Annotated in this window: 15 protein-coding genes and 1 pseudogene; 13 read left to right on the top strand and 3 right to left on the bottom strand. The window is 40.9% G+C overall.

What is annotated here, in order from left to right:
* Positions 1-37 precede the first annotated feature (37 nt).
* The 4 genes from secY (at position 38) to NFR51_RS04530 (ending at position 7,542) form a co-directional block, all read left to right on the top strand.
* Positions 38-1,354, top strand: coding sequence for a preprotein translocase subunit SecY (gene secY, locus NFR51_RS04545; protein WP_251712548.1), 1,317 nt, complete (start codon positions 38-40; stop codon positions 1,352-1,354).
* Between the two features lie 151 nt (positions 1,355-1,505).
* Complete coding sequence (locus tag NFR51_RS04540; RefSeq protein WP_251712547.1) at positions 1,506-4,838, top strand: internalin N-terminal domain-containing protein; 3,333 nt, start codon at positions 1,506-1,508, stop codon at positions 4,836-4,838.
* A gap of 144 nt (positions 4,839-4,982) precedes the next feature.
* A complete protein-coding gene (locus NFR51_RS04535) occupies positions 4,983-5,630 on the top strand; it encodes an adenylate kinase (protein WP_251712546.1) in 648 nt (215 codons plus the stop codon).
* A gap of 256 nt (positions 5,631-5,886) precedes the next feature.
* Positions 5,887-7,542: a hypothetical protein gene (locus NFR51_RS04530; protein ID WP_251712545.1), complete on the top strand. Its 1,656-nt coding sequence runs from the start codon at positions 5,887-5,889 to the stop codon at positions 7,540-7,542.
* A 100-nt stretch (positions 7,543-7,642) separates the two neighbouring features.
* Here NFR51_RS04530 and NFR51_RS04525 read toward each other — a convergent pair whose 3' ends face one another.
* The 3 genes from NFR51_RS04525 to NFR51_RS04515 are packed head-to-tail and all read right to left on the bottom strand — an operon-like array spanning position 7,643 to position 9,632.
* Complete coding sequence (locus tag NFR51_RS04525) at positions 7,643-8,452, bottom strand: metal ABC transporter permease (RefSeq protein ID WP_251712544.1); 810 nt, start codon at positions 8,450-8,452, stop codon at positions 7,643-7,645.
* Complete coding sequence (locus tag NFR51_RS04520) at positions 8,452-9,168, bottom strand: metal ABC transporter ATP-binding protein (RefSeq protein WP_251712543.1); 717 nt, start codon at positions 9,166-9,168, stop codon at positions 8,452-8,454. The genes NFR51_RS04525 and NFR51_RS04520 overlap by 1 nt, the downstream gene beginning before the upstream one ends.
* A gap of 20 nt (positions 9,169-9,188) precedes the next feature.
* Positions 9,189-9,632 (bottom strand): zinc-dependent MarR family transcriptional regulator, encoded by a 444-nt coding sequence (locus NFR51_RS04515; RefSeq protein ID WP_251712542.1) that lies wholly within the window; start codon positions 9,630-9,632, stop codon positions 9,189-9,191.
* Between the two features lie 204 nt (positions 9,633-9,836).
* Between NFR51_RS04515 and infA the strand changes: the two genes are divergently transcribed.
* From infA to NFR51_RS04475, 9 genes and pseudogenes are all read left to right on the top strand, one after another.
* Positions 9,837-10,055 (top strand): translation initiation factor IF-1, encoded by a 219-nt coding sequence (gene infA / locus NFR51_RS04510; protein WP_003133772.1) that lies wholly within the window; start codon positions 9,837-9,839, stop codon positions 10,053-10,055.
* 53 nt (positions 10,056-10,108) lie between these two features.
* Positions 10,109-10,225 carry a 50S ribosomal protein L36 gene (rpmJ, locus tag NFR51_RS04505; protein WP_014024193.1) on the top strand — a complete coding sequence of 39 codons (117 nt, stop codon included), beginning with the start codon at positions 10,109-10,111 and terminating at the stop codon, positions 10,223-10,225.
* 17 nt (positions 10,226-10,242) lie between these two features.
* Positions 10,243-10,608, top strand: coding sequence for a 30S ribosomal protein S13 (rpsM, locus tag NFR51_RS04500; protein ID WP_251712541.1), 366 nt, complete (start codon positions 10,243-10,245; stop codon positions 10,606-10,608).
* Between the two features lie 17 nt (positions 10,609-10,625).
* Positions 10,626-11,009, top strand: coding sequence for a 30S ribosomal protein S11 (gene rpsK / locus NFR51_RS04495; protein WP_003133774.1), 384 nt, complete (start codon positions 10,626-10,628; stop codon positions 11,007-11,009).
* Positions 11,010-11,060: 51 nt separating this feature from the next.
* A complete protein-coding gene (locus NFR51_RS04490; RefSeq protein WP_202231320.1) occupies positions 11,061-11,999 on the top strand; it encodes a DNA-directed RNA polymerase subunit alpha in 939 nt (312 codons plus the stop codon).
* Between the two features lie 15 nt (positions 12,000-12,014).
* Positions 12,015-12,395 carry a 50S ribosomal protein L17 gene (gene rplQ, locus NFR51_RS04485; protein WP_003133776.1) on the top strand — a complete coding sequence of 127 codons (381 nt, stop codon included), beginning with the start codon at positions 12,015-12,017 and terminating at the stop codon, positions 12,393-12,395.
* An 889-nt stretch (positions 12,396-13,284) separates the two neighbouring features.
* Positions 13,285-13,491, top strand: a pseudogene (locus tag NFR51_RS10835) (ATP-binding cassette domain-containing protein); the annotation flags it as partial.
* 442 nt (positions 13,492-13,933) lie between these two features.
* Positions 13,934-15,232: a hemolysin family protein gene (locus tag NFR51_RS04480; RefSeq protein WP_251712597.1), complete on the top strand. Its 1,299-nt coding sequence runs from the start codon at positions 13,934-13,936 to the stop codon at positions 15,230-15,232.
* A gap of 585 nt (positions 15,233-15,817) precedes the next feature.
* On the top strand, positions 15,818-18,489 hold a 2,672-nt coding region (locus NFR51_RS04475; protein ID WP_251712540.1), incomplete at its 3' end, for a Rib/alpha-like domain-containing protein.

Raw genomic sequence — 18,489 nt, 5'->3', positions numbered from 1 at the left:
TATAGGATTAATATTTAAGAAAGTTTAGAGGGAAATTATGTTTTTCAAAACTCTAAAGGAAGCCTTCAAGATCAAAGATGTGAGAGCGCGAATCATCTTTACCATCTTTATTCTTTTTGTCTTTCGACTAGGTGCACATATTACAGTGCCGGGAATCAACGTTGAAAACTTGAATGCCCTAAGTGACTTACCGTTCTTGAACATGATGAACTTGGTTTCAGGTAATGCCATGCAAAACTACTCGTTGTTTGCCATGGGGGTATCACCATATATCACAGCTTCAATCATTGTCCAGCTCTTGCAAATGGATATTTTGCCGAAGTTTGTAGAGTGGTCAAAACAGGGTGAAATTGGGCGCCGTAAGCTTAATCAAGCGACACGCTATATTACTCTAGTTTTAGCTATGGCGCAGTCCATCGGTATCACTGCAGGTTTCCAAGCTATGAGTTCAGCAAATATCGTACAAAATCCAAACTGGCAAACTTATCTGATGATCGGCGTTATCTTGACAACGGGGTCAATGGTTGTTACTTGGATGGGTGAACAAATCAATGAAAAAGGATTTGGCTCAGGTATCTCAGTTATTATCTTTGCAGGGATTGTTTCAGGTATTCCAAGCGCCGTGCATGAAGTTTACACAGAATGGTTTGTAAACGTACGTCCAGGCCAAATTCCAACATCATGGATTATGGTGGCTATTCTGGTCATTGTGTCTGCATTGATTATTTACTTTACAACCTTTGTACAACAAGCTGAACGTAAAGTACCTATTCAATATACAAAGTTGACACAGGGTGCGCCAACAAGTTCTTACTTGCCACTTCGTGTCAACCCAGCTGGTGTTATCCCAGTTATCTTTGCAGGATCAATTACAACAGCTCCTGCAACAATTTTGCAGTTCTTGCAGCGTGCTCAGGGGAACAATGTGGGTTGGCTTAATAGCTTACAATCTGCTCTTTCTTATAACACATGGACAGGGATGCTGTTTTATGGTTTACTGATTGTTCTCTTTACCTTCTTCTATTCATTTGTACAAGTTAATCCGGAGAAGATGGCAGAAAACCTGCAAAAACAAGGGTCATATATTCCATCTGTTCGACCAGGTAAGGGAACTGAAAAATATGTTTCAAGTTTGCTGATGCGCTTAGCCACAGTTGGTGCCCTTTTCCTTGGCTTTATCTCGATTTTGCCGATCGTAGCTCAAAACATATGGGGCTTACCAAAGATTGTTGCCTTGGGAGGAACCTCTCTCTTAATCTTGATTCAGGTTGCGATTCAAGCAGTTAAACAGCTCGAGGGCTACCTTTATAAGAAAAACTATAAAGGATTTATGGATAATCCGATTGAGGGCTAGTGAATGTCTAACATTGTGACCAAAGCTGTCTATGCATACAGCTCAAAAATATACTAAGGTTTTCATTTTGCCTTGGTATATTTTTTTATTTTGACTTCCTTATGATATAATAAAACTACAATGAGTTTTTGATGAGAAAAAGGAGAGAAATATGAGTGATAAAGAAAGAGAAAAACAAAAAAAGAACAAACGGATGGCAATTTCCCTAGGTATTGTCAGTCTTTTAACCTCTCAATTTGCAGGACATATGGCTCCAGTTTTCGCGCAAACACTCCCTCTTTCTCATGAGGCTTTGAGTCAAAAAGCAGAACAAAAGTCTATTGCCCCTAAAGATATATTACTTGGGAGTCAGCAGATTAATGCGATTTTCCCTGATGCTAGATTGGCAGCAGCTGTTGCCAATCGTTTGCAAAAAGCTCCTACAGACTTTGTTACTCAAGCTGACTTGAACAATATAACTACTTTGCAACCTGCAGCTGGTGCACCGATTGAGGGAATTAACAGTCTGGAAGGGATACAGTTTCTCACGCGGATGACGACCCTCGGGATTACAAATGGTAATCTTTCTGACACTAACAGTTTGGCCCCGCTTGAGGCCTTGGCAACTTCTAGTTTGACGAGCTTAAATCTAGGAAGTGCTCGAATTACGGATATTACTTCACTAGCCAAGTTGACACAGTTACGCAATCTTTCATTGGTAACCAACCGTATTGTCAATATCGAAGCGATTGGGGCCCTCAAAGAGTTGAGAAGCCTTAATCTGACAAGTAACCGCATCGTAGACTTATCGCCCTTGCAAAATCTCCCTAGCGATGTTTTAACAGACTTGACCTTGAGTGAAAATACGGGACTTGGTGCAGGGGGGACAGTCAATGCTGCGCTCTCTCATTTTACAGCACTCACGCGTTTAACACTGGCGAATGCAGGTATCTCAAGCTTGGCTCCCATTGCTGATATGAATAGTCTGACCTACCTTTCTGTGGGGCGTAATAAAATTGATGATGCAGGGTTACAAGCAGGAAATCTGTCTGCCAAGTCAAACCTTACAACACTCTATTTGAGAAACAACATGATTACGGAATCAGGACTCGCAGAACTTTCAGGTTTAAGCAGCTTAGCCTCACTTTATCTGTCAAATAATCTTATTTCCGATCCCCAGATTGGGGCAACTGCACCCTATGCTCTTGCGCCCTTAACCTCCCTTGCAAACTTGAAGACACTTGAAATCAATAACAACATGTTGCGCAGTCTAGCACCTCTCCAAACTTTAAGCGGTCTAGTAGACCTTTCAGCAACTGGGCAGACTTGGCGTAAGGTAGAAACGAATCGCGGACAAGCCCCCAATGAAACAGTCGGAATTTATAACAAAAACAACGTGGCACCAAGTGGATCTGAACAATTAAACATCGTTCAGGGAGCCGGTAGCATCGTATTTGATACGCCACCCTTGCGTGTACTTTGGCAAACGCTCGGAGACAACACCTTGGAGTGGACGATGCCCTCCGGTTTAGGCTCAGGGGTCTTCTCAGGTTTAGCCGTTTATCCAACTTTGGGAGAAGTAGGTGAGCCCAACCCCGAACTAGGACCTATCAATATGCTTTTTCCTGATGCTGGTTTAGCTCAGGCAGTAGCTGATACGCTTGGCCTTGATGTTGCACATGTATTGACGCAAAGTGAGGCAGACAGTATCGAAACTTTGGATGCCTCAAGCCGAAACATCAGCAGGCTTAACGGCTTGAAACTCCTGCGTCATCTTGTCACACTTGATTTAACTGATAACGACTTGGACACAGGAAGCCTTACTTTCTTTGCCAATGTTCCTACAGGCAGTTTGCAAGACTTGGGAACGATTCTTCTTGATCAAAATCGTCTCAATGACTTAAGAGCCTTCTATCATTTTCGAGGGGGGAATATCAGTGGACTTACTCTTTCAGCCTTAGATCAGCGCATTTATCTTGCGGATGTCAGACATCGTGAAACGACCCCTTTTAGTATTTATAACCTACAGGAGATTCATGACCGGACGAGCTTAGTCTTGGACCAGATAGCAGAAGGGAGTCATATTGCTGATCAGCTCCTGTGGGATTATATCGGTGAAAACCAGATTGCCAACTGGACGGCACAAAATATTGAGAATGTCGCATCCGGTCAATTTTCGGGTCAAGTTATCCAAACAGTTACTCCAAATGAGTTTGATATTCCTATCAACCAAATTTTTTCTGACCTAAAGGTTCAGGAAGCTATTGCAGCTGCATTAACAGAAGGGCGGAATCGCCCTGCACCAATAGCGCCGGTTGCAGTGACCGATTATACCTCTGCTGCGGAGCTGGCCTTGTTAGGGCTTGAGGCAGCAGGCAATAAATATCCTAGGCACTTGACGTTGGACGGCGTGGCGCTTCTGGACGGACCGAATGTTCTTGGGGGTGGTGCACATTATGTAGGTCTTGCCACTCTCCCTAACCTCCAAGAATTAACACTGACTAACGCGACAGTGACAGACTTTTCCACTCTGATGCATTTGCCCAATATGACAGACTTGACGATTAATGCAACAGCTGGCATTGCCAAGGCTATGGAGATTTTCGACCATCCTAACTTCAACTCGGTCAAACACTTGACTCTGAATCAGAATGATATTACGGATGTTTCGCATCTGGGACATCTCTCAGGACTGAACACTTTGACGCTCAACCATAACCAGATTGCGAATCTAGGGGCTCTGTCTCCCCTTCTTGGTTTGGCCTCTGGCTTGACAAGTATTGTGGCAGAGGATCAAAGTCTTATCCATCCTGCTGTTCTGACTTTTACGGACAGTCCGATGAATGTCTTCAACATTGATGAAAAAGCAGTAGATGCGAGCAAATGGTCCATGATTCAGGGGCAGGGGACTTTACGAACCCAAGCGAGTCCAAGTCAAACCTTTGTCAGCTATAGTCAAGTTTTGGCAGATAACAAGCTCCGCTGGGAGGAAAGTGAAAATTTTACCAGAAATTCACGCGTTGAGCTTTCCTTCTCTGGCACTGTCACTCAGGCTTCCTTGCCACAAGTTGATCCGACTCGACCAACTATTGATAACCTGACGGGAAATTCCTCCCAAGGCTACGTAGTCACAGGAACAGGGGCTGCTGGTGAAGTTATTCTCATCCGTGATCCTGAGGGGAATATCATTGCCACAACGACCGTCCAAGCTGATGGGACTTGGAGGGCAGATATTCCTTCTGGAAAAGTAAGGCCGGGACAGATGATTTCGGCTGTCAGTAAAAATGCAGATGGAAAAATTTCTGAGGCTGTTCAAACAAAAATTCCAGAAGATTCTGAGACAGAGAAAACTGGACCACAGGAAGAAAGTCCTGTAGAGACAAAGGAAGAACAAAATCTTCCAGACTTAGGGGAGATAGCCTTTCCTGTCTTAGCTCTTGGGGGAACCAGCCTTCTGGCTGCAGTAGTACTTTGGCTAAAAACGCGCAAATCACAAATGAAATAAAGAAAAGTCTTGCTTTAGGCAAGGTTTTTCTTTATTTATCTCCAGAAATACGATAAAATATTAAGGTGTAAAGGATGCTTTCAGGACTGAAAAAGCGATTTTAGTGCCTCTAGCAAACTTGTAATAAGAAAACAGGAGAAGAAAATGAACTTGTTAATCATGGGCTTGCCAGGTGCAGGTAAAGGAACACAGGCAGAATTTATCGTAAAAAACTACGGGGTAAATCACATCTCTACTGGAGACATGTTCCGTGCAGCGATGAAAAACGAAACAGAGATGGGCAAACTTGCCAAATCTTACATCGACAAAGGAGCTCTAGTTCCAGATGAAGTAACAAACGGAATCGTTAAAGAACGTTTAGCACAAGAGGACATCAAAGCCTCAGGTTTCTTGCTTGATGGTTACCCACGTACATTTGACCAAGCGGAAGCTTTGGACAAGATGTTAGTTGAGCTTGGCATTAAACTTGATGCGGTCATCAATATCGAAGTCAATCCAGATATTTTGGTCGAACGCTTAAGCGGACGTTATATCTGTCGTACCTGTGGTGCAACTTACCACAAACTGTTTAAACCGACAAAGGTTGAAGGAACTTGTGACGTTTGTGGTGGACATGATCTTTACCAGCGTGCCGATGATAATCCAGAAACGGTTAAAAACCGTTTGGAGGTAAATATCAAGGAATCCGCGCCTATCTTGAAGCATTATACAGAACTTGGCCTAGTCAGAACTATTGATGGTGGTCAGGCAATGGAAAAAGTTACAGAAGATATTCAAGCAGTTCTTGGATGAGATATAAAACCCGTGAATCCGCTAATCCTATAAAGAAAAGAAGCTCCAGTCGGGGCTTCTTTTCTCATGCTTTCCTTGATTCAGAAGAAAAAACCAAGCAAGCCCCCAGCCAAACCAAGCCCCCTTTTCTCATCAAACACTCATTTCATTTGACCTTTTTTTTTTTTTATACTATAGACTCAGAAAGTAAACGTAACATTAGAAATGTATATGTAATGAAAATATAAAAGTACAGGTTACGTCAAAGGAGGAGTTTATGACACCAGAAAAGAAAAACCAGCGGCGGCTGCGCAACCTCGCGCTCCTGTCCCTCTTATTGCTCTTGGTAGGCGGCACCTTCGCCTTCCAAGCCTTCAACCAGCGGGCCATCAATGACCGGCTCCGGGAAAACATCCCCGGCGGCCGTGTCCACGACTACTACAACCGAGACACCGAAAACAAGGATGTCTTCGTGGAGAACTACGGTAATGTGCCCCTCATGGCCCGTATCCGCCTCTCCGAGTTCATGGAGAAACGCGCCACAGGAGATACAGACTTCACCCCTATAGTGAACGGTACCATCCGTGACCAAGTGAACACTTGGACGGTCATGCGTCCCTCAGAGACCAACCTCAACACCCGTGTAGGTGACTCAGCTGCCTTCAACACCTACGCCAACCTGACCTTTGGTTGGAGTCGCTCAGGTCAAGATGCCCCGTGGTTCATGCCTACCTTCAACCGGGACAATTCAGACCTGATGACCGCCTCTGCAGGACATGCCCGTGACTGGGTCACAAGTACAGCCACAGACGGTGTCACAGATGGTGCCACGCATCCCGGAGACGGTACAGATGCCTACTGCTCCTCTGGCGACAGCTTTGACAACAGCGGTCCAGTTTGGCCGGGCGAAGAAGTCACTCATGATGCCGCTCAAAACCTGCAACAAGAACGTGCCCCAATGACAATCAGCCAGTGGGCAGCCCTGCCTAATAACCTGAAAGTCGGGAACTTCTGGGTGATCGACCACCAAACAGGCTGGGCTTACTGGGCGAATCAACTCCAAGCAGGAGAGACCACTTCTTACCTCTTGGATGCCGCTCAGATGACCGCAGCGGCGGACAACATCCCGGGTGAGTATTATTACGGTATCCATGTGGACGGGCAACTGATCAGTCCTGACCGTATCAATGATTTCTTGGCTGCAGATCCAGACTATACACATCATGATGACTTGTCAGACTTCCTGACAGCCGTACAGAACGGTTCTATCGATAACAACTGGGGGAACCCGGGACCAGATGATAATGTCCAACCCGACCAAATCAACTTTAGCATCATGGTACCGGGGACTATCTTTACTATGGCTGGGGAGCAGTATCGTTATTTGGAGAATCAAGGTGGGGGGAACCATTTGATTATTCGGAATGAAGGTATTGCACACGTTTCCTGGATTGATCAGGAAGCACGTACCAATCAATGGTATGATGCCCTTGATACAACAGTTAGAGCTATGGTTCAGCCTGTAGTTATCCCCGAAACGGAGCCTGTTATGCTAGATAGCGATGCTATATGGATGACTGGACACGGTACACGCTGGTTACCTACCAATATAGAAGATTTCCCAGAAGTTGCGAATGACGTGAGTCGAGTCGATACAAGTGGTAACCCCCGTGCCTTTTCACTTTCTTTAGCAGATATAGTCCGTTTATCAGGTCCAGGGCGTGCTTTTACTAATCTAGAGAGTCGTGGAGAGGGTATTACCCTTAATTGGTGGCTTCGTACGCGTGGTGGTATTGGGGGAGATACTACAGTACGTCAGTGGGGAATAACTGGTCTAGGTTCGCCTAATCCCCGTGGTTCAGTTGGGGGATACCATAATGTGGCTTTTTCAAGTGGACGTGCACTTCGCCCTGCTCTCATCGTTCGTCAATAAAACTCCAAATACATTTGGCGTACAAGTTTAAGTAAAGTTGTAAAATAAAAAATCACTCAATCTAGGCAAATGCTATGTTGAGTGATTTTTTATTTTAACTTTATTTTTTTAAGACACGTTTCAGTAGAGAAACGACTAAGAAGAGGAAAACAAAGATTAAGGTAATGGCTGAACTCGCAGGGGCATTAAAATAATAAGAAATGACTAAACCGCTGTTCATCCCAATAAAACCAATAATAACGGACCAAAGCAGTACAGTTTTAAAGGATTTTCCAATAAGCATAGAGATACTTGCTGGCAGGACCATAATGGCAGATACTAACAGTGCGCCAGAAGCAGGAATCATCAATGCAATAGCGAGACCAGTAACGACATTGAAGATTACGGACATGGCACGCACAGGAAGTCCATCCACCATGGCTGTATCCTCATCGAAAGTCATCACATAAAGTGGCCGCAAGAAAAAGATAAAGCCAGCCAATACGATAAACGCGATGATATAGAGCATAATCACTTGTGGTGTAGCGATGGTGACAATTGACCCAAAAAGATACTGGTCAATACTGATGCTGGTCTTACTTCCGGCAACATTGATGATAAACATAGCCAGAGCAAGACCTGCAGACATCAGAATAGCAGTCGCTAACTCAAGGTAGTTTTTATAAACAGTACGAAGAAATTCCATAAAAATAGCAGCAATGATAACCACAACTAAAGTTGTCCATGTTGGATTTAAACTCAATAATATACCAAAAGCAACACCTGCGAGAGAAACATGAGAAAGTGTGTCAGAAAGTAAGGACTGACGGCGAAGCACCAAAAACACACCAAGGAGGGGAGCGAAAAGGGCAATGGCTGTTGTGGCTAGAAAAGCATTACGCATAAAGTCATAAGAGAGGATTTCAAGCATTAAGATGCACCTCCTTTTACACTTTTTGCGCTAGGATTGCCATGGACTTCAAAACATTCAAACTTGCCGTTCTTATCTCTGGCCAAATGAATGTTGCGATCCATGTATTTTTTGACGGCGTCAGGATCGTGGGTAACCATAAGCACACTTTTTCCATGCTCGTGCGCAGCGTGGGCCATCAGTTCATAAAAGGCATCTGTAGTTACATCATCCATCCCAACAGTTGGTTCATCGAGGACAAAAACATCGGGGTCTGAAGCAAAGGTACGTGCAATGATAATGCGCTGTTTTTGCCCACCAGAGAGTTCGCCGATTTTTTTATGACGGAATTTCCACATCCCAACAGCCTTAAGGGCAGCCTCCACATGTTCTTCGTCGTGGGCATTAAGCTTGCGAAACCAACCCTTGCGTGGGTAACGTCCAGAGCGAACAAACTCATGAACTGTTGAGGGGAAACCAGCATTAAAACTCGAAATCTGCTGAGGAACATAGGCAATTCTTAGGCGCCTGTTTTGCTTGTCATGCCGTGCAATAATCACTTTACCAGACTTTGGCTTCAAAATTCCTAAAGTAATCTTGATTAACGTTGACTTAGCAGCACCGTTTTCTCCTGTTAAGGTGACAAATTCTCCAGCTTTAACCGAGTAACTCACATCCTCTAATACAGGATTGTTGTCATAATAAAAGCTTACATTCTGAACATCGATATAAGGCATAATTTTACTTACTTCCTAAACTACTTAAATTTTTCAGCCAGCTGCTTGAGGAAATCTTTAATGACTTCTTGCTCATCAGTTGTATATTTTTGAGTGAGTTGATGATAACTGTCAAGGGTTGCAGCATGATGAGCTGCATGTTCTTGCGCAATAGGCAATGCCTTTTCCGTCAAGTTCCATAAAACAACCCGTTCGTCGGTTTTGCTCTTCGTGGGAAAAATGAGTGCCATGTCTTGTAACTTTTTGAGAGCTTTTGTGATAGCAGCAGGAGAAACTGAAAGTGTTTCAGCCATTCGTGCATTGGTGGTTGGCGCCTCACTGAGAAGCATGAGGAGATGCTCCTGAGTTGACGTTAATTTGACATCACTCTGACATTTTCCAAGAAGAATTTCGTGCTTGTTTTCGGCAAACTGCATAACCTGAGACAAGAAATGATCGATTTGATTTTCTAAGTTGATAGACATACTATTCCTCCCTTCATTTACTGGTCAATAATAACACGCATTTTATTGAATGTCAACCGGTTAATGTTATGAGAGGAGCTATAAAAACAAAGGAAAAAAACGAATAAGGGGCTTGTCATTTGTAATGTGGTATGCTATAATATATCAGTCCGACTTTTGAGATACTCTTGTATCTTTCGGGGATTTTTAAGGAGGTACTTTTGCTTGGCAAAAGATGATGTTATCGAAATTGAAGGTAAAGTAGTAGATACTATGCCGAATGCGATGTTCACTGTTGAACTTGAAAATGGTCATAAAGTTTTGGCGACGATTTCTGGAAAAATTCGTAAGAATTATATCCGTATCTTGCCTGGCGACCGCGTGCAAGTGGAGATGTCACCATATGATTTGACACGTGGACGCATTACCTACCGTTTTAAATAACCTGGACATTCATTGGGTGCGAAAGCACAGTAACCTATAGAAAGGAAGACACAATGAAAGTAAGACCATCAGTTAAACCAATCTGCGAATACTGTAAAGTAATTCGTCGTAACGGTCGTGTTATGGTAATTTGCCCTGTAAATCCAAAACATAAACAACGTCAGGGATAGAAAGGAACTATTAAATTATGGCTCGTTTTGCTGGAGTTGATATTCCAAACGAAAAACGTATCGTTATCTCATTGACATACGTTTACGGTGTTGGAGTTCAAACTGCTAAAAAAGTGCTTGCTGCTGCAGGTGTCTCAGAAGATGTACGTACTAAAGATCTTACATCTGATCAAGAAGATGCGATTCGTCGTGAACTTGACGGCTTGAAACTCGAAGGAGATCTTCGTCGTGAAGTAAACCTCAACATCAAACGCTTGATGGAAATTGGTAGCTACCGTGGTATGCGTCACCGTCGTGGACTCCCTACACGTGGACAAAACACAAAAAACAACGCACGTACTCGTAAGGGACCTGCTAAAGCTATCGCTGGTAAGAAAAAATAATCTAGAAAGGAGTTAAAATGGCAAAAATTACTCGTAAACGTCGTGTGAAAAAGAATATTGAAACTGGTATCGCCCACATTCAATCAACTTTTAACAACACTATCATTATGATTACTGACGTTCATGGTAACGCTCTTGCTTGGTCATCTGCAGGTTCACTTGGTTTCAAAGGTTCTAAAAAATCTACACCATTCGCTGCACAAATGGCATCTGAAGCTGCTGCTAAAGCTGCTCAAGAACAAGGGTTGAAAACAGTATCTGTTACAGTTAAAGGTCCAGGTTCAGGTCGTGAATCTGCAATCCGTGCACTCGCTGCTGCTGGTCTTAACGTAACTTCTATTAGTGATGTGACTCCTGTACCTCACAATGGTGCACGTCCTCCAAAACGTCGTCGTGTATAATCGCTAGTGAGTTGCAAAATCACTTTACTTTTCTTTTAGAGGAGACTATACATGATTGAGTTTGAAAAACCAAAAATTATTAAATTTGACGAAACAGAATTTTACGGCAAGTTTGTAGTAGAACCGCTTGAACGTGGTTATGGTACAACTTTAGGTAATTCTTTACGTCGCGTTCTTTTGTCTTCATTGCCTGGATCTGCTGTGACTTCAATTCAAATTGAAGGTGTTCAACACGAATTTGCAACTATCCCTGGTGTCCGCGAAGATGTGGTGCAAATTATCCTTGCTATCAAAGGACTTGCGATTAAATCTTACGTAGAAAATGAAAAACAAATTGAGCTTGACGTTACTGGACCTATGACAGTAACTGCAGGTGACATTTTGACAGATAGTGATATCGAAATTGTCAATAAAGACCATTATCTTTTCTCTATCGCAGAAGGTCATTCTATGCGTGCTGTGATGACAGTAAACAAGGGTTACGGATATGTACCTGCTGACGAAAACAAAGTCGAAGGCGCACCTATTGGTACAATTGCTGTGGACTCAATTTACACACCAGTTAGCAAAGTTAACTATCAAGTAGAACCAGCTCGTGTAGGTGGTGATGCATCTTACGATAAGTTGACTTTGGAAATCACTACAAACGGCACAATCGTTGCTGATGATGCTTTGTCTCTCTCTGCGAAGATTTTGACAGATCACTTGAATCTGTTTGTTGACTTGTCAGAAGCAGCTTCAGAATCTGAAACTCTCGTAGCTAAAGAAGAAGTTAAGACAGAACGTGTTCTCGATAAAATTATCGAAGAAATGGACTTCTCAGTTCGTGCCTATAATGGTTTGAAACGTGCTGGAATCAATACCGTAGCTGATATTGTGGAAATGAGTGAAGCTGACATGATTAAAGTCAAAAACCTCGGTCACAAATCAGTAGAAGAAGTCAAAGTTAAATTGACTGACTTGGGCTTGGAGCTCAAAAAACGAAAATAATACAGGAGGAAAAAAATGGGTTACCGTAAACTTGGACGCACATCTTCACAACGTAAAGCTATGCTTCGTGATTTGACAACTGATCTTATCATTAACGAAACAATCGTTACGACTGAAGCTCGTGCTAAAGAAATCCGTAAAACAGTTGAAAAGATGATTACTCTTGGTAAACGTGGTGACTTGCACGCGCGTCGTCAAGCAGCAGCTTACGTTCGTAACGAAATCGCTATTAAAGATTTCAACGAAGAAACTGAAACTTTCCCAACTGCACTTCAAAAATTGTTTGACGATATTGCTAAACGCTACGAAGGCCGTAACGGTGGTTACACTCGTATCTTGAAAGTTGAACCACGTCGTGGTGATGCTGCCCCTATGGCAATCATTGAACTTGTTTAAGAAGGTTCGGATTAAATAATATATAAGATTACTTATTGAGTGTTATGATGATGGCGCTGTGTTTGAGTTAACGTTTAAACGTTGAGTAGCATTGCTTAGTCTAGCTCTGTCTACCGAGACATTTGTTTCGGTAGTTCACTCAATATGTTTTTTTTTTGCTTTTTTAGATAATCTTTGGCGTCTCTTTCACATATAAAGAGGCGCTTTTGTTTGTAAAAAATAAGAAAATTTAAAGGAGGTTTAATCTTAGCTATCAATCTTGCAAAAAATCACTTTAAATACACGAAATTAAAATATTAAAGGAATTGAATTTGTGTTAGAATGCGAAGAAGTAAACAAACGGGTTGTTCTGCAGATAGAATCACAGTGGATGGAGTCAAATAGGCATCAAATTGTTAAAATAGCTATATGTTTTTCATGAAAAAAGGATGGTTTATGGAATCTATATCAATTACTTTTACTTTACGAAGATTGTTTCTTACAGTTATTTATTTTACTAAGAGTTATTGAAGGAAAATTAGGGTTTATATTTCCAATATTGGATAAAAAGTTAGTAACCGTACCTTTGGATATAGTACAACAGTAGGTGGAGTAAAGTAGTGTATGAATTTTGAGTCCATGCTTATAATATTACCTATTGATTTAAAAAATGAGAGACTTAGAAAATGTTTAATTATTTACTAGAAATTTTTCTTTTGACTTATTCAATACATTTAGTATTAAAATTTAGAATGACATATGAAAAAACAAAAGATCTGAAATATAAATGGCTATCTTACGGATTTATTATTATTTCTATTTTTATTATTTTAGGTAGAATCTTACAACTAATAAACTTATAAAATAAGGAGAGATATGAGTAATTTAAAAATAGAAATTAAAATCAGCTGAAGTTGAAATTAATAAGTCTGGTATTTTCTTTGTAACAGGTAGAAATGGAGTGGGAAAATCGACATTATTTAGAAGTATGTTAGGAGAAGTGTATAGAATTAGTATAAATAATAAGCTTATTGTAAAGGGAAACAATAAAATAGTTTATATAAATGAAATGAAAATTTTATTGGCTATGAATTTTTTTAACTTAAAGAATATTTGATTTATATATCATTGTTATTTAAAACTAAAGTTACATATGAGGAGATTACGGCTCTATTATCAGAAGTAGAACTATTACAATATGAGCATAATCTAATAAAAGATTTATCTTAAGGAAACAAACAAAAATTAGCTTTTGTATCGACACTCATCATTGATGGAGAAGTTTTATTATTTGATGAGTCATTTGAACACATAAATCAATATACTCTACAAAGAAATATTCACGGTGATGTATCACTTTTTTGGAGAATATTTAGTGTCTCCTTGAAATTACAAGCACCTTAGACTTGAATAAACTGCTTTATTTCCAGCAGATTTTTTGCTTTTCCCACATATCAATAGAATAGAAGATATAACTGTAGTTTCTTATTCGACCGAATATTTGTTATAATGAAAGATAAATAATTTATCATAAATATAAAAAGGAAATGAGAGATACATTGACTATAAATATTATCATCATCATATTAATGATTGCCTTCACAGCCTTTTTTGTTGCTTCGGAGTTTTCTTTGGTCAAAATACGAAAAAGTCGTCTAGAAACCTTAGAAGCAGAAGGCAATAAGAAAGCTAAGTTAGCTATAGTTGTTGTTGAGCATTTGGACTCTTATCTGAGTGCTTGCCAACTTGGAATTACCTTGACTTCTTTAGCTATCGGTTGGGTCGGGGAAAGTACGATGCATGCCTTGCTTTCTCCTGTAATGGCATATCTGCCCTTTCCTAAAACGATATCAGAGAGCTTCTCTATTGTTTTAGCTTTTCTTCTAATTACTTTTGTCCATGTTGTTATTGGAGAGCTTATTCCAAAATCACTCAGTATTTCTAAAACAGAGGCCGTCGTTTTAGCGGTAGTAAAACCGCTGCATTATTTCTATAAGGTGACCTATCCTTTTGTCTGGCTTCTGAATGTTTCAGCAAGTTCGGTTGGAAAACTTTTCAATCTTAGTTTGGCAACAGAGGGAGAAGAAACGCATTCGGAAGAAGAATTGCTTTTGATTGCAAACCAAAGTTATGTTAAGGGTGAAATAAATGAAAAAGAATATGAATACCTTAACAAGGTTTTTGAATTTGATGATTTATTAGCCAAAGAAATCATGGTTTCACGTCTAGATATGGAAGTTATATCTTCTGATACATCGATAAAGGAAGCCTTGGAATTTGCGATTGAAAAAGGGCACACGCGTTTTCCGGTTATCCGGAAGTCCAAAGATAATATCTTGGGCTATGTTACGCTTCAGTCATTGATTAAAGAATACTTATCTTCTCCTACTCAGAGTGTCAACACGATTGTACAGGAACCCATTGTCTTTATCGATACAATACCGGTCAAGGTTCTGCTTTCAGAGATGCAAATTCAGCACAAGCACTTTGCTATTTTATCCGATGAATATGGTGGGACAAGTGGTTTAGTGACTATTGAAGATATCCTTGAAGAACTTGTAGGAGATATTCAGGATGAGCAGGATCATGAGGAAGACAATATCGTAGAGGTGAAAGAAAATGTGTACCATGTGAAAGGGAAGACCCCCTTATCTGAAATTGAAGAGCGTTTTCATGTTCAATTGTCTGACTTACCTTCAGTAAATACGATTAGCGGCTATGTAAGTAACAGTTACTTAGAAGAGAGAGAGGAAGTAGAGGTAGGAAGCGTTCGGAGAATAAAGAATTTAGAAATTACTATCCTTGAAATGGATAGGGTTACGCCAAGTGAGTTACAGATTAGGGTGCTATCAAACTAAACATTTGTTGGTGTGGAAGTGAATTTTATAAGAATGAGCTTTTTATATGTGATGCTGCTTGATGCCTTCTGTGATTCAATAAAAAATAGGAGAGAGGATATAATTCCTAATAAATTTGTAAACAAATTGTGTAAGAGAAGAGCAAGTGCAGAGCGCGTGTTAAAACTGCATTGACTAAGTGACTTACTCCTACTTTCTCTCCTTTGTGCTATTGGGCTGTGGCTTGAAAAACTTATATCAGATAAGTACTAAAAGTTGGAAAGAGTGATGTAGCAAAGTGTACAAGCAAAAAACGCTTAACCAGATGCATGAGAATGTTGTGGTTCGCGTTTTTTTATTTTGAATCCTTTTTTGGAAAGGGCGAGAACTAAGTCATGTATTTCAGAAGAACACTCTGAAGTTCCGTTCCCTTAGAAAAGTTGTTACAGTTTTCTATTTTTTATGTATTTATTCTAAAAATTTACCTAAATACTAAAATAATTGAGGAAATATACTTTACATATGACGAAAAAAATGAGAAAATGATAATGTGACTACTTTGTTAGTCTATGAAAAAAGAATTACAATTTTAGGGAGGAAAAGTTTATGTTTTATAAAGCGAAGCATAAGCAGCGATTTTCAATTCGTAAATATTCTTTTGGAGTAGCGTCGGTACTTTTAGGGACGTTTATATTAGGCGTTTCAGCTCCAGAAGCTAGTGCGGATGAAAATTCAACTGTTGCAACAACTAATCAAGTTCAAGCAGGAGCAGTGTCAGAAAATGCAAGCTCTGCAGAGACAGAAGTTGCTGCAAGCAATAGCAACGAAGCTACTACAGCAGTAGAAGCTGAGCCTGTTAATGAAGAAGTTGCTGATACTAACGCGGCAGTAGAAAAAGAAAATGATGAAGCTGCTGTGACTGGAAGTGCAGATGTTTCAGAAGTAGAAGCAGATAAGACTTCTGAAGTCAACAAGGAAGACGTAGCACCTGTTGCAACTCCAAAAGCAGCTTTTAGAGCTGCAAGAGTTGCTCGCGCTGCAACTGAAGCCACTCCAGGTGATCCAAACACACCAGTTTCAGCAGGCTTACAAGAGGAGTTAGAAAAGAATGCTGTCTATAGCCCAGGCGTTCAAAGGGCTAAGAAGAGCTATGCTGGTAAAGCTTGGCTACAAACAACAGGTACAGCAATGAATGGTTTTGGCAGCGGCGATGTTCCAATGGCTGGTGTCAAAGTGTATTTACAATGGGTAAACGGTAAAGGACACGTTTCTAAAATTTACTACACAACAACTGAAGCTGACGGTACATTTGTCATCAACTTGGATCATCCAGAATTAGAAAATGGCAACAACTTCCAGTTGGCTGGTGATGGTAAGTTCGCAATTAGAACTTGGATCAACAATCCTGACCCTGCAAAGTACAATGTTGTTAAACAAGGTGATGGAATCTATGGTTTCCACACACGTACAAACCGTAACAATGAATCATGGGACTTCACTGCTGGAGTCAACCGTATCGTTAACGGTCAAGTTATCTTGCAAGATAAGGTTGGAGAAGATACATGGTTGATGAAACCAGAAGACCAATGGGAAAAATCACCTAATGCAAGCGGTGAATGGGCTGACCAAGGCGCTTATGGTGCACTTCGCGGTTATGCTTGGTTTGAAAACGGTGATTATGCTGGTTCTTTAGCTAACCAATGGATTAATGACGGTAATGATGTCAAAGCAACAGGTACAAAAATTGTAGCTTCATACTTGAACGACGAAGTTACACGCCAGTTGGATGCATGGAAGAAAGAGCATAAAGGCTACCAAGTAGAAGACATGCGTCAAGCTCAAGCTGAGATTATTAAAGCTTACCAAGAAGCAAACGGTGTTGGCTCACATATCGCTGAGACAGTAGTCGGAACAGTTGATGCAAACGGTTGGTACTACATTCCATTTAGAGGGCTTTACGGTATCAGCGCCACAAAACAAAACAGTGGTGCAAGCATCTCACATACAATCACTGATGAAGAATATGGCAAGTTGGTAAGTGATGCAGATGTAAATCACACTAACTTGATGGCTTGGAACGGAACAATTGGTCAAAAACATCGTCATATCAACCAAGATTATATGTATGTAACACCATTGATTGATAATTACAATGTTTGGAGCAATGCTTTCCCATCAAACATTTTCCAAAATCCAGCTGACAAATTCCTCACAATGGTTGACCCAGCTTATAACATTAAGTCAATCAACTTTGCTATCATGGCACCACAACCAATGATTGATGCTTTGAACTATGATGCAAGTGGTGATCACAATGCCTTTGCAGGGGATAAGGTTGAAGCGACTATCGGTGGACTATTGCCATCACGTGAGTATCAAGTTCAGTGGTTCAGAGATGGTGTAGCTGTTGGTGACCCAGTAACGATTGTATCAACAGTTGACGGTACATTTGCGCCAGCAGATTCAACATCTTATACAATTCCAAATGATCTTACAGGTCCAACAAACTTCACAGTAGCTGTCTTCGAACAAGGTACAAATACAAAGAGTTTGGATAATGCATTGGCACTTGATTTATTGCTTGCAACAACTCCTGTGGCAGATTCTTATGTGCCAGTTTACACACCAGTAGAAGGAGCTATTGGTGAAGATGCTCAAGTTGCAGCACCTAAATTTATGGATAAAGAGCCTAATGGTACAGAAGTTACAGCACCAGAAGGTACTAAATTCGCTACTGCAACAACAGATGAGGAAAAAGAAAAAGCTAAACTTCCAGCTGATGCAGTCGTGCTTGACCCATCAAAAGTTACAGTTGATGAAGCAACTGGTGCGGTTACAGTTAAAGGTGATGCTTTGCCAGCTAAAGGCACTTATGTTACTCCAGTAGTTGTAACCTATCCAGATGGTTCAAAAGATTACACTTATGCGACTGTTAATGTAGCTAAAGACTATGCAGAAACTTACGATGCAACAGGCGGCACAGTCAATAAAGAATTAGGTCAACCAACAACTGAGGATGATCTTAAAGGCGCTGTAACTTATACCAAGGATGGTCAAGAAGCTACAGCACCAGAGGGAACAACAGTTAAACCTAAGGATGGTGTTACTTTGCCAGACGGTACAACAGCAGGTACATTTGAAGTTCCATCTGTTGTAACCTATCCAGATGGTTCAACTGACGATGTGGTTGTTAAAGTAGTAGTAACAGACGGTCGTACAGATGCAGATAAGAACGAACCAAAAGGTCAAGACGTTAACACAGGCTTGAACGAAACACC

This window comes from Lactococcus ileimucosae, assembly GCF_943193185.1.
Classification (GTDB): domain Bacteria; phylum Bacillota; class Bacilli; order Lactobacillales; family Streptococcaceae; genus Lactococcus; species Lactococcus ileimucosae.
This window is presented reverse-complemented; position numbering and strand designations above follow the sequence as displayed.